The following is a 12,698-nucleotide window of genomic DNA, read 5'->3' as shown; positions in this document are numbered from 1 at the left end:
TCGTCATCAGGATGAAACACGCCGTCATTCTGCATAGCTATATGACGTTTATGCATAATATTGCGCGATATTTCTCGATCCGTCATAGTCACCAGCAACGAAACCGATAGAGGCGGGATGTCATTCCCGGCCATCAATCGTGGGGAACCGATGATAAGATTCATACTGAGCCGTCTGTTGATGGCGCTGCCGACGATCGCATTCGTGTCGATCACGGTCTTTGCGCTCATCCGCTTCATTCCGGGTGATCCGGCCGCCCTGATGCTGGGCGATATGGCGCAACCGGAACAGATCGAGGCGATGAGGACTGAACTCGGCCTCGACAAGTCCATGCTGCAACAATTCGTCATCTGGGCGGGCAATGTGGTGCAGGGGGATTTCGGCCGGTCCATCGTCAACGACGAGGCGGTGTTGCCGCTGGTCGTCTCGCGCTTTCTCGTCAGCGCCGAGATCGTCGTGGTTGCCGTGCTGCTCGCCAGCCTGATTGCGGTACCGGCGGGTGTGATCGCTGCCTGGAAACAGAACAGCCTGACCGATCTTGCGCTGGTGGGAACGGCGACCCTGCTCCTGTCCATCCCGACATTCTGGCTGGGCCTTCTGTTGCTGCTGTTCTTCGGCCTCAAGCTTGGCTGGTTGCCGGTGCTGGGATATGTGTCGATCAGCGACAATCTCGTTGGCGGCATGCTGTATCTCGTCCTGCCTGTGATGACGCTTGTCATCCACGAAATGGGCGTTCTGATCCGCATGGCGCGTGCCTCCACGCTGGAAGTGCTGCGGCTGGATTACATCACTCACGCCCGCGCAAAAGGCCTTTCGGAAAGCGCAGTGCTCTGGCGGCACGCCTTCAAGAACGCCTTTGGCCCGACATGGACGATGATCGGCCTCATCCTCGGCAATCTTCTCGGCGGCATCGCCGTCATCGAGACGGTGTTCACCATTCCGGGGCTGGGACGGCTGATGGTCGACAGTATTTTCGCCCGCGACTATCCCGTGATCCAGGGCTGCCTGCTGTTCGTTTCCCTGTCTTACGTGCTGGTCAACCTCTTCGTCGACCTGCTTTATCCCCTCTTCGATCCGCGCGTGGTTGCCGAATGAAAAAGTTCACACTCAACGGGCTTATCGGCGGCATTCTCATCGCCCTCCTGCTCATCACCGCCATTACCGGCCTGTTCTGGACGCCCTATGATCCGATGAAGCTCGGTTTCGCCTCGCGTCTGGCTGCCCCAGGTGCGGGCCATCTTCTCGGCACCGACGAGTTCGGGCGAGATGTTCTCAGCCGCCTGATGGTCGGCGCGCGCGCCAGCGTCTGGATCGGTTTCCTGACGGTGAGCTTCGCGACGATCTGCGGCACTCTGATAGGTCTTGTCAGCGGTTATGCACGCGGCTGGGTGGATGGCGTCATCATGGCGATCAACAACGCGCTTCTCGCCTTTCCGGGAATTCTGCTGGCGCTTGGTCTTCTCGCGGTGTTCGGCGCCAACCAGTACGGCATCATCTTTGCGCTTGGCATCGCCTACACGCCGTCCATGGCCCGCGTGGTGCGCGGGGCAGTGCTGTCGCTGCGGGAGCGCGAGTTCATCGAGGCATCGCTGGTAATGGGCAATGGCGAGATTTACACCATGTTCCGCCACATCCTGCCCAACTGCATAGCGCCGATCACGGTGCTTGCCACCTCCATGTTCGGCTGGGCCATCCTCTCGGAAAGCGCGCTCTCCTTCCTCGGCCTTGGCGTGCCGCCGCCGGCCCCCACCTGGGGCAACATGCTGGCCGCCGGCCGGCCTTTCATTCAGCAGGCCGTCTGGCTCGGGCTGTTCCCCGGTCTCTGCATCGCGCTGACGCTGCTCGGCATCAATCTTCTGGGCGATGCCCTTCGTGACAGGCTTGACCCGCGCATGAGAGGTCTCAAATGACTGATAATACACTTCTCACCGTGCGCGGCCTTTCGCTGGAGGTCGCAGGCAGCGGCCACCGGGTAGTCAAGGACGTCTCCTTCGATATTGCGCCTGGCGAAATCTTCGGCATCGTCGGCGAAAGCGGATCGGGAAAGACGCTCGCCACCCGCGCGCTCATCTCGCTTCTGCCCCCGGCAATCGCCGTTACCGGCGGATCGGTCATCTACAAGGGACAGGACGTAATGTCCCTGCCAGCAAGGGAGCTTCGCCGCCTGCGCGGCGCGGAGATCGGCGTCGTATTCCAGGAGCCGATGACATCTCTCAATCCATCAATGACGATTGGCCGGCAGCTGGAAGAAGGCCTGATCCTTCACACCAAATTGTCGCCGGAAGAGCGTCGTGAAAAAATTCTCGAGATGCTGAGACGGGTCGGCATCCGCGATCCCGAAGGCGCGCTTGCTGCCTATCCGCATGAGTTTTCCGGCGGTATGCGCCAGCGCATCATGCTGGCTTCGGTCATGCTTTTGAAACCGGCCTTGCTGATCGCCGACGAGCCGACCACGGCGCTCGATGCCGTCATCCAGCGTGACGTCATGGAACTGATGGTCGAACTGACACGCGCCGAAGGGACGGCCGTTCTCCTCATCAGCCACGATCTGCCGATGGTGGCGCGTTATACAAGTCGCATCGTTGTTATGGAGAAGGGCGCGATTGTCGAGCAGGGCCGCACCGAAGACCTGCTCGACGCGCCGCGGCACCCCTATACGAAAAAGCTGCTTTCCTCCCTGCCATTCCGCGGCGAGCCGCGCAGTATCGACACCTCCAAGGCGCCGATGGTTTCGGCCCGCGGTATCGTTGTCGATTATGCCGGCCGCAAATCCTTGCTGAAGAAAGCCAAACCGAAGCGGGCGCTGCATGGCGTCAGTATCGACATTCATGAGGGCGAGGTCGTGGCGCTGGTCGGCGGTTCCGGCTCCGGCAAGACGACGCTGGGGCGCACCATCGCCGGTCTCGTCAAAGAAAGCGAAGGGCATATCCGCTTTCAGGGCCGGGAGCGCAACGAGGACTGGAATGACTATCGCCTGAATTGCCAGATGGTGTTTCAGGACCCCTATTCCTCGCTCGATCCGCGCATGACCATTCAGGCTCTGGTGGAAGAGGCGCTGCGCCTCGTGCCCGGTCTCGATCAGGCGGCCAAGCGCAAGCGGGCGCTGGAAACGCTGGAAGAGGTAGGACTTGGCGTGGACTATGCTGGCCGGTACCCGCACGAACTTTCCGGCGGCCAGCGCCAGCGCGTGGCGATTGCCCGCGCCATTGCCCGCCGCCCACGTTTCCTGATCGCCGACGAACCGGTTTCGGCGCTCGATGTGACGGTGCGGGCGCAGGTGCTCGATCTCTTTTCCGATCTGCAGAAACGCTACGGCTTTTCCTGCCTGTTCATCAGCCACGACCTCGGTGTGGTCGAACAGGTGGCCGACCGTGTCGTCGTCATGCAGGACGGCCGCATCATCGAAGAGGGCGACCGCGATACGATTTTCGACAGCCCGAGGGAGGCCTATACGCGCCGGCTTCTCTCGGCCATTCCCGCCCTGGACCAGAATGAAAAAGGCGGCGTGACACTCAAATGGCGTCTCGAAGATGAAGCTTAACAGGAAGATGACAATGACCGTGGCTGAACAACTGAATGCTATCTGTGATGTACAGCCTTTCGTGACGCGCTTCATGGTGCGCAATCTCCTGACCGGCGAAGAGATCGGTCGGGGAGAAAACGAGGAGACGCCATCGGGCAGCACTCGCAAGACGTCGATCATGATGGCCGTGCTCAAGGCTGCCAGCGAAGGGCGGATAGATCTCGACCAGCCCGTCACCTATGAAAAGCGGCTGGCGGAAGAGGTTGCCAGCGGCATGTTCCGCTATATGACGCCGGGCATCGTCATTTCGCTCCGCGATGCGATCGCCGGTATGATGGTGCTGAGCGACAATGTCTGCACCAAGATGGTGCTGGAGAGGCTGACGCTGGAAGAGGTGGACGGCTATTGCAAATCGCTTGGCATGGCCAACACCCACCACCGTTTCCTCATTCCGCCGCTGGCGCTGGCAGCTGACCATCCGTTGAAGACCGTCACCACCACCTCGGCGGCGGACCAGGTGCTGTTGCTTCAGACCATTCTTGATGCGCAGTCGTCGCCGGAAGCGCAGGCGAAACTCGGTTGCAGCCCGCAATTGTGTGAGTGGGCCATGCAGACGCTGAAAAACCAGATTTTGCGGTACGGAATTCGCTCCCGCCTGCCTTTCGAGGCCATGGTGGCCAGCAAGAGCGGTCGTGGCAAACGCGGGCGTATGGATGCCGGCATCGTCTACAGAAACGGCGCGCCGTCCTTCATCATCACCACCTATACCGACGAAGTACCGCAGGTAATGCCCGATGGCACGCCGGGATACACCATCGCGCTCGAAACGATCGGCCGGCTGGCGCAAGCCTGCTGGGACGGCTTTAAGCAATGACAATCAACGACAACAAAGAGGGTAGAACAGTGAAAAAACTTCTTCTTGCAGGCGTTGCCCTGCTCGTGACCGCCAATTTTGCCGCAGCACGCGACATCACCATCGCGCAAAGCTCCGATCTGCGTAGCAGCAATCCGGGCGTAAACCGCGACGGCAATACGGACGGGGTGATCCTGCACATCGTCGAAGGCCTCGTTGGTTATAACAATGCCGGTGAGGTGAAGCCGCTTCTCGCCGAAAGCGTCGAGGTTGCACCTGACGGCCTCGCCTATACGTTCAAGCTGCGCAAGGATGTGAAATTCCACAATGGCAAGCCGCTCACTGCAGAGGATGTCGTCTGGAACTGGACACGTTACCTGAAGCCGGAAACCAAATGGGCCTGCCTCAACGATTTCGCGGAGGGTGGGGCAGCACACGTTACCGCCGTCAAGGCCACGGATGCATCGACGGTTCAGATCACCCTTGAAAAACCCTCCGGTGTTTTCCTCGGCCTCATGTCGCGGCCCGAATGCGGTTATACCGGCATGATCTCGCCGGAATCAGTCGCCGCTGACGGCAGCTTCGTCAAACCCATCGGCACCGGCCCGTTCCAGTGGGATGAGTGGAAGAAGGGCGAGTATATCCGTCTTGCCAAATTTGCCGATTATATTTCGCCGGCAAATGACGGCAAGCCTGATGGCATGGTCGGCTCCAAGCGGCCGCTCGCTGACGGCATCAAGTTCATGGTCATTCCGGATGCTTCCACCGTGAAGGCCGGGCTGGAATCCGGCGTGCTCGATACGGCTGAGATTTCTCCCGATCTCATTCCGGAGTTCAAGACCAATGACAAGATGCAGCTCATCGTGTCTCGTAACAACGGCAAGAACCTGTTCTACATCCAGACCCGCGACAAGGTGCTGAGCAATCCCGGCGTGCGCCGCGCCATGGCGATGGCGCTTGATCTCGACGAGCTGGTCGCTGCCGCATCGAACGGCACGGGCGAGGCCAATGGCTCGATGGTCTCGCAGGACTCGGTCTATTATGACGAGACCCAGAAGAGGCGCCCGGCCTATGATGTCGAGGCCGCGAAGAAGGAACTTGAGGCAGCCGGTTACAAGGGCGAGCCGATCTCCATCATCGCCAACAAGCGTGGCAACGTGCCGAGCTTCCCGGCCGCCGTCATGGCGCAGGCCATGATGCAGCAGGCGGGTCTCAATGTGCAGATCGAGGTGCTGGATTACGCCACGCAGGTGGACCGCCGCCGTTCCGGCAATTATCAGGTGATCTCGCAGTCGGTCGCCCCGCGTCTCGACCCGGCCCTGATGTATGCCTTCTACGTCGGCAACAAGGACAAGAACGCCTCCCTGATGTGGGATGATCCGAAGGCGATCGAGCTGATGAAGGCCGCTTATGTCGAGGCCGATCAGGCGAAGCGCCAGAGGGTTTTCGATGAGTTCCACGAGCTGATGCTGAAGGAAATGCCGGGCATCTTCCTCTACGACATGGTTGATGTCTGGGGCGCGACGAAAAAGCTCAAGGGCCAGCCGGTGTGGCAGTCGAACGCCCGTCTCTGGGAAGTCTCTGTCGACAACTGATCCACTAGCGCCCGCGCCGGAGGCGGACCCCGGCGCGGGCATTTCCATCATAGACCGTAATGATTTGGCGGCCCATCCGCCGAAGCGTTTGCGCGTGCCCTTGAGGGCAGGAATGCGAGGACAAGCCATGAACCGTGACGCCGTGATGTCGATTGCCGCCGAAATCGAGGCAATGAAGCCCGATTTCACCACCTTGAGCGACAGCATCTGGGACTTTGCCGAACTCAAATTCGAGGAGAGGCAATCCGCCAGGGTTCTGGCAAACGCGCTTGAGGAAAACGGCTTTGTGGTCCGCCGCGGTGTAGCCGGCATGGACACGGCCTTCATCGGCGAATTTGGTCAGGGCAACCCGATTATTGCCTTCCTTGGCGAATTTGACGCGCTTGCCGGCATGAGCCAGGTGGCCGGTGTGGCCGAGGCAAAACCGCTTGAACCCGATGCCACTGGTCATGGCTGCGGCCATAATCTACTCGGCGTCGGGTCGCTGATGGGGGCCATTGCTCTCGCCCGGCATCTGAAAGGCAATAACCTTCCCGGCACGGTGCGTTATTATGGTTGCCCCGGTGAAGAGGGCGGTTCCGGCAAGACCTTCATGGTGCGGGCCGGCCTGTTCGATGATGCCGATGCGGCTTTGACCTGGCATCCGGCACCCTTCAACGGTGTGCGTTCCACCAATAATCTTGCCGTGCTGGAATATTTCTACCGTTTCAAGGGTGTTGCGGCCCACGCCTCCAACGCCGCCCATCTCGGTCGCTCGGCGCTCGATGCTGTCGAACTCATGAATGTCGGCGTTAATTTCCTGCGCGAACACATGCCGCAGGATTGCCGGGTGCATTATGCAATCACCGATACCGGCGGCAAGGCGGCGAATGTGGTGCAGGCGAAGGCCGAAGTGCTTTACCTGATCCGCGCCCCGGAAATACGTCAGGCGCTCGATCTTGCCGCGCGGGTGGACAAGGTGGCGCGTGGTGCTGCCATGATGACCGAAACGGAGGTGGAGATCGTCTTCGATACCGCCTCCACCAATCTCCTGCCCAACATCACGCTGGAAACGGCGATGCATGAAAACATGGTGACGCTTGGCCCTGTCGCCTTCGACGAAGCGGATATCGCTTTCGCAAAGAGCATTCAGGACACCTTTACTGACGAGGCGATCAAAAGCAGCATTCGGCTCTACCAGATAAAGGGCGATGTTTTTTCCAACCGGAAGATCGATGGTTCGACGCCCCTGCATCTCGGCCTGCGCGATTTCGAGGGCCAGTCCCATTTCCGGGCGGGTTCCACCGATGTCGGTGATGTCAGTTGGGTGACGCCGACGGCACAATGCTGGACGCCCGCCTGGGCGATTGGCACCAATCCGCATACCTGGCAGGTGGTGGCACAGGGTAAGGCCCCTGCCGCACACAAGGCCATGGCACATGCCGCCAAGGCAATGGCATCGACAGGTCTTGCGCTGATGACCTCGCCGGAACTGCTCGCCAATGCCAAAAAGGAGTGGCAGGAAAAGACCGAAGGCAGCAGATATGTCTGCCCGATTCCCCCCGATGTCATGCCCGGTTCCCACCTGTAAGACGCTGTGCGCCCATCACGCCCGCTCGTCAACAGATCCGTTTGCCGCGAGATTTTTACCGGCGGCGTGGTGAATCGCATAGACGTTCCAGCTGAAGAGACAGGATGTTCCGGCGGCCCTCTGACGAGAGGGCTGACGGATTCTGGCGTGGAATAAATCTTCCATCATAGTAGACCTCATCCCGTGCTTTGAACCGGGAGTTCGCAATTTCAACGGCTTATGGCTCTCCGCCTCAAGGGCGAGAATGAGGCCGATGGAGTTTTGATATTGCCGTTGGCAATCCGGTCTGGAACGCGGCTCTTCTGGAATTTCCCTTTATCACTGCCTTGTGTGCCGCTTTGTAGTGGGGCTGCGAAGAAAGCATTGACGTTCGAACCAAAAATGGAATAAATATATCGAACAGACAGAAAATCGGTTTCATTATTCCGTTTTCTGAAACTGAGGAGGTTGCGGCGGGCTTTCGGGTTCGCCTCCGGTTGGGAGAGGCGGCACCGGACGCCATGGAGGAGAAAACGCAATGAAGAAATTTATCATTGGCGCAGCCATGTCTGTGCTTCTCGGCACAGCAGCACATGCGGAGACGGTCGGTGTCTCGATGGCGCTGTTCGACGACAACTTCCTGACCGTGCTGCGCAACGGCATGCTGGATTATTCCAAGGAACTGAAGGGTGTGACCCTGCAGGTCGAGGACGCTCAGAACGACGTTGCCAAGCAGCAGAGCCAGATCCAGAATTTCATCGCCTCCAAGGTCGATGCGATCATCGTCAATCCCGTTGATACGGATGCGACGGCGGCCATGTCGAAGCTTGCTGCCGACGCCAAGATCCCGCTGGTTTACGTCAACCGCCAGCCGGTGAACGTCGATAGCCTGCCGGACGGCCAGGCATTCGTCGCCTCCGACGAGACGGTTGCCGGCACGCTTGAAGCGAAAGAAGTTTGCCGTCTTCTCGGTGGCAAGGGCAACGCGGTCATCATGATGGGTGAGCTTTCCAACCAGGCGGCGCGTATGCGCACACAGTCTGCGAAGGATGTTTTGAAGACCGACGAGTGCAAGGGCATTTCCGTGGTTGAAGAGCAGACCGCGAACTGGCAGCGCACGCAGGGTTCCGACCTTGTAACCAACTGGCTCTCCAGCGGCATCGAATTCAACGCCGTCATTGCCAACAACGATGAAATGGCGATTGGCGCGATCCAGGCCCTGAAGGCTGCCGGCAAGGACATGAAGAGCTATGTGGTCGCCGGTGTCGACGCCACGCAGGATGCTCTCGCGGCCATGCAGGCCGGCGATCTGGATGTGACGGTGTTCCAGGACGCTGCAGGGCAGGGCAAGGGTGCGCTCGATGCCGCGCTGAAGCTCGTCAAGGGCGACAAGATCGAGAAGAAGGTCTACATTCCCTTCCAGCTCGTCACGCCTGAAAACGTCAAGGACTACGTGGCCAAGAACTAACGTCCGCGTTCCGGCATCTACGCCCGTTTTTTATATGACGGGCGGATGCCGGTTCTCGACGGCGCTGGAGTAATTGCTTCGGCGCCTACGCGGGCCAGGATTGAATTTCAGTGAATTCAAACTATTACAGCGCCCTTTTTGTCGTGACCGACATGGCGCTGTAAGCCTCCCCGGAGGCGAGGCGCCTTATGGCGAGCCTGTCGCCGGTATTTTTGTCTATTGTGGAGGATGAGATGGTCGTCAGTCCATCGACAATGGCCGCCGTGCGCGCCAGCGGAGCCGTGCCGAATGCGGAATTTCTTCTCGCGGCGGATGGCATACGCAAGGAATTTCCAGGCGTTGTGGCGCTCGACGATGTGCAGTTCCACCTCAAGCGCGGTACCGTGCATGCGCTGATGGGTGAGAATGGCGCCGGCAAATCGACGCTTATGAAGATTCTCGCCGGCATCTACCAGCCGGATAACGGAGAAATCCGCCTGAAGGGCGCGCCGATACGTCTCGATTCCCCGCTCGACGCGCTGGAAAACGGCATTGCCATGATCCATCAGGAACTGAACCTGATGGCTTATATGACGGTAGCCGAAAATATCTGGATTCGCCGCGAGCCGAAAAACCGGCTGGGCTTCATCGATCATGGCGAAATGTATCGCCGCACGGAAACGCTGCTGGAACGGTTGGGCATCGATCTCGATCCGGAAACGCGTGTCGGCGAGCTTTCCGTCGCCAGCCGTCAGATGGTCGAAATCGCCAAGGCGGTTTCCTACAATTCAGACGTTCTCATCATGGATGAGCCGACATCGGCTTTGACGGAGCGCGAGGTCGAGCATCTCTTCCGCATCATCCGCGATCTGAGGGAACGAGGTATCGGCATCGTTTACATCACTCACAAGATGAACGAGCTGTTCGAGATCGCCGACGAGTTCTCCGTTTTCCGCGACGGCAAATATATCGGCACCCACGCGTCCACCGATGTGACGCGTGACGACATCATCCGCATGATGGTAGGCCGAGAAATCACCCAGATGTTCCCGAAGGAAGAGGTTCCGATCGGTGACGTAGTGCTGTCGGTCAAGAACCTGAATCTGGACGGTGTCTTCCATGACGTCTCTTTCGATGTCCGCGCCGGTGAAATTCTCGGCGTCGCGGGCCTCGTCGGCTCCGGACGCTCCAATGTGGCGGAAACGGTATTTGGCGTGACGCCCGCTTCCTCGGGTACGATTTCGATCGACGGCAAGCCGGTTTCGATCGACAGCCCGACAACGGCTATCAGTCACCGCATGGCGTTCCTGACGGAGGACCGCAAGGATACCGGGTGCCTGCTCATCCTCAATATTCTCGAGAATATGCAGATCGCGGTGCTGCAGGACAAATATGTCGCCAACGGCTTCGTGCAGGAAAACGCGCTGTCGGAAGCCTGCGAAGAAATGTGCCGCAAGCTCCGCGTCAAGACGCCGCATCTTTACGAGCGCATCGAGAACCTGTCAGGCGGCAACCAGCAGAAGGTACTGATCGGACGCTGGATGCTGACCAAGCCGCGCATTCTCATTCTCGATGAACCGACGCGCGGCATTGATGTCGGGGCCAAGGCGGAAATTCACAAGCTGGTTTGCGAGATGGCGCGCCAGGGCGTCGCCGTCATTATGATTTCCTCCGAAATGCCGGAGGTTCTGGGTATGAGCGACCGTGTCATGGTCATGCATGAAGGTCGGGTGACGGGTTTCCTTGCTAGAAGTGAAGCCACGCAGGTGAAGGTGATGGATCTCGCATCGCGGTGAGGCGCGCCGGGATTTCTCGAGGAGGAACGATTATGACTACGAACGCCGCCAACGCACAGTTGGACGCAAAATCCGGACGCAAGCCGCACCGGCGCATCCCGCCCGAGGCCAATATCTTTTTCGTGCTGATCGGCATTGCGCTAGTTTATGAAATTCTCGGCTGGATTTTCATCGGCCAGAGCTTTTTGCTTAACCAGCAGCGCCTGACGATCATGATCCTGCAGGTATCGGTGATCGGCATAATCGCCGTTGGCGTGACCCAGGTCATCATCACCGGCGGTATCGATCTTTCCTCCGGCTCCGTCGTCGGCCTGACGGCGATGTTGGCCGCCAGCGTGGGGCAATCATCCACATGGCCGCGGGCGCTTTATCCGGGGCTGACTGATCTGCCCTTCTTCATTCCGCTGGCTGTCGGCATTCTGGCTGGCGCATTGGCCGGCTTTATCAACGGGCAACTTATAGCGCGCACGAAAATCCCGCCCTTCATCGCAACCCTCGGTATGATGGTGACGGCGCGTGGCCTTTCCAAATGGTACACCAAGGGCCAGCCGATTTCCGGTCTGACTGACGGTTTCACCTTCATCGGTACAGGTGTCTGGCCGGTCGTGGTGTTCCTCGTCGTCGCCATCATTTTCCACGTCGCGCTGCGTTATACGCGTTATGGCAAGTTCACCTACGCCATCGGCGCCAACCAGCAGGCGGCCCGCGTTTCCGGTATCAATATCGAAGCGCATCTGATCAAGGTCTATGCCATTGCCGGTCTGCTGGCCGGTCTCGCCGGCGTCGTCACCGCCGCCCGTGCACAGACAGCGCAGGCCGGCATGGGTGTGATGTATGAACTTGACGCCATCGCTGCGGCCGTCATCGGAGGCACATCGCTCGCCGGCGGCGCTGGCCGGATTACCGGAACTGTCATCGGCACCATCATTCTTGGCGTCATGACTTCAGGCTTCACGTTCCTCAGGGTCGACGCCTATTACCAGGAGATCGTCAAGGGCCTGATCATCGTGGCCGCCGTTGTTGCCGACGTTTACCGCCAGAAGAAACGCGCAAAGCGCTGAACACTCCTCCTCCCGGACTTGGGGCAAGCTTTCAGAGCTTGCCCCTTTTTTATGGGCGAATGAATGAGGGGATCGGCAAAGATCAGGCCTTGCTGTTACGGTACGCGTGAACAGCCTTGCCGAATGCCTCGAACAGCGCGCGCGATGGCGCATCCGTCTCGGCCCAATATTCCGGATGCCACTGCACGCCGACGGCAAAGCCCTTGGCGTCGATGACGGAGACGGCCTCGATGGTGCCATCCGCGGCGGTCGCTTCCACCTGCAAGCGCGGTGCTGTCTCGGCAATCGCCTGTCGGTGCAGCGAATTGATCTGGATTTCGCCCGACATGCCGAGATGTTGCGCAATGCAGGAGCCCTCGCGCACATGCACCGGCTGGCGGATGGCGAAGGCGACGTCACGGTCGTCATGTTCAGGCTTGCGGTGATCCCACGTTCCGGGCTGTTCCTGAATTTCGGAAGCCAGCGTGCCGCCCAGCGCCACATTCAGTTCCTGAATACCGCGACAGATGGCAAGCATCGGAATGCCGCGTTCCAGCGCCCGACGTATCAGTGGCAGGCTGGTGGCGTCGCGGGCAGGGTCGAAGGGACCATCGCTTTCCTGCGCCTCTTTGCCGTAGAGGGAAGGGTGCACATTGGTGGCGGAACCGGACACGAGCAGGCCATCCACCCGGTCGAGAATGGCGTCCACCTCGTTACCATCCTCGAAGGCCGGGACGATGAAGGACATGACGCCCGCCACCTTCAAAGCGGCGGAAAGATACTGGTTCTGCGCGGCGTGCCAGTCGGCTCCGGCAAAATGCCTGATGTCGGCGGGAACGGCGATGATGGGTTTTGGCATGGTGGCTCCGGGACGAATCTTCGAAATTTGTGCGAC

10 protein-coding genes are annotated in these 12,698 nt (G+C 59.6%); 9 read left to right on the top strand and 1 reads right to left on the bottom strand.

Annotated elements, in window-relative coordinates; genetic code table 11:
* The first annotated feature begins 150 nt into the window (after positions 1-150).
* From ATU_RS15635 to ATU_RS15595, 9 genes are all read left to right on the top strand, one after another.
* Positions 151-1,095: an ABC transporter permease gene (locus ATU_RS15635; RefSeq protein WP_010972987.1), complete on the top strand. Its 945-nt coding sequence runs from the start codon at positions 151-153 to the stop codon at positions 1,093-1,095.
* Positions 1,092-1,910 carry an ABC transporter permease gene (locus ATU_RS15630; protein WP_010972986.1) on the top strand — a complete coding sequence of 273 codons (819 nt, stop codon included), beginning with the start codon at positions 1,092-1,094 and terminating at the stop codon, positions 1,908-1,910. The genes ATU_RS15635 and ATU_RS15630 overlap by 4 nt, the downstream gene beginning before the upstream one ends.
* On the top strand, positions 1,907-3,541 hold the full coding sequence (locus ATU_RS15625) for an ABC transporter ATP-binding protein (protein ID WP_010972985.1): 1,635 nt from the start codon (positions 1,907-1,909) through the stop codon (positions 3,539-3,541). Before ATU_RS15630 ends, ATU_RS15625 begins: the two co-directional genes overlap by 4 nt.
* Positions 3,542-3,554: 13 nt before the next feature.
* A complete protein-coding gene (locus ATU_RS15620; RefSeq protein WP_006315167.1) occupies positions 3,555-4,397 on the top strand; it encodes a serine hydrolase in 843 nt (280 codons plus the stop codon).
* A 29-nt stretch (positions 4,398-4,426) separates the two neighbouring features.
* Positions 4,427-5,971 carry an ABC transporter substrate-binding protein gene (locus ATU_RS15615; RefSeq protein WP_035257545.1) on the top strand — a complete coding sequence of 515 codons (1,545 nt, stop codon included), beginning with the start codon at positions 4,427-4,429 and terminating at the stop codon, positions 5,969-5,971.
* Between the two features lie 127 nt (positions 5,972-6,098).
* Positions 6,099-7,541, top strand: a complete 1,443-nt coding sequence (locus ATU_RS15610; protein ID WP_010972982.1) for a M20 family metallopeptidase — start codon at positions 6,099-6,101, stop codon at positions 7,539-7,541.
* A gap of 517 nt (positions 7,542-8,058) precedes the next feature.
* The gene (locus tag ATU_RS15605; RefSeq protein WP_010972981.1) at positions 8,059-8,988 is read left to right on the top strand and encodes a sugar ABC transporter substrate-binding protein; all 930 of its coding nucleotides are present in this window, start codon (positions 8,059-8,061) and stop codon (positions 8,986-8,988) included.
* Positions 8,989-9,221: 233 nt separating this feature from the next.
* A complete protein-coding gene (locus ATU_RS15600; protein ID WP_010972980.1) occupies positions 9,222-10,763 on the top strand; it encodes a sugar ABC transporter ATP-binding protein in 1,542 nt (513 codons plus the stop codon).
* A gap of 32 nt (positions 10,764-10,795) precedes the next feature.
* Entirely contained in the window at positions 10,796-11,824 is a 1,029-nt protein-coding gene (locus ATU_RS15595; protein ID WP_010972979.1) for an ABC transporter permease, read from the top strand.
* 82 nt (positions 11,825-11,906) lie between these two features.
* Here ATU_RS15595 and ATU_RS15590 read toward each other — a convergent pair whose 3' ends face one another.
* The gene (locus tag ATU_RS15590; RefSeq protein ID WP_010972978.1) at positions 11,907-12,662 is read right to left on the bottom strand and encodes a gamma-glutamyl-gamma-aminobutyrate hydrolase family protein; all 756 of its coding nucleotides are present in this window, start codon (positions 12,660-12,662) and stop codon (positions 11,907-11,909) included.
* Positions 12,663-12,698 lie beyond the last annotated feature (36 nt).

This window comes from Agrobacterium fabrum str. C58 (assembly GCF_000092025.1).
Taxonomy (GTDB): Bacteria; Pseudomonadota; Alphaproteobacteria; order Rhizobiales; family Rhizobiaceae; genus Agrobacterium; species Agrobacterium fabrum.
This window is presented reverse-complemented; position numbering and strand designations above follow the sequence as displayed.

Coding starts and splice junctions, on each gene's coding strand:
- ATU_RS15635 (WP_010972987.1), top strand. CDS start 151: ATGATAAGATTCATACTGAGCCGTCTGTTGATGGCGCTGCCGACGATC.
- ATU_RS15605 (WP_010972981.1), top strand. CDS start 8,059: ATGAAGAAATTTATCATTGGCGCAGCCATGTCTGTGCTTCTCGGCACA.
- ATU_RS15600 (WP_010972980.1), top strand. CDS start 9,222: ATGGTCGTCAGTCCATCGACAATGGCCGCCGTGCGCGCCAGCGGAGCC.
- ATU_RS15610 (WP_010972982.1), top strand. CDS start 6,099: ATGAACCGTGACGCCGTGATGTCGATTGCCGCCGAAATCGAGGCAATG.
- ATU_RS15595 (WP_010972979.1), top strand. CDS start 10,796: ATGACTACGAACGCCGCCAACGCACAGTTGGACGCAAAATCCGGACGC.
- ATU_RS15590 (WP_010972978.1), bottom strand. CDS start 12,662: ATGCCAAAACCCATCATCGCCGTTCCCGCCGACATCAGGCATTTTGCC.
- ATU_RS15625 (WP_010972985.1), top strand. CDS start 1,907: ATGACTGATAATACACTTCTCACCGTGCGCGGCCTTTCGCTGGAGGTC.
- ATU_RS15630 (WP_010972986.1), top strand. CDS start 1,092: ATGAAAAAGTTCACACTCAACGGGCTTATCGGCGGCATTCTCATCGCC.
- ATU_RS15620 (WP_006315167.1), top strand. CDS start 3,555: ATGACCGTGGCTGAACAACTGAATGCTATCTGTGATGTACAGCCTTTC.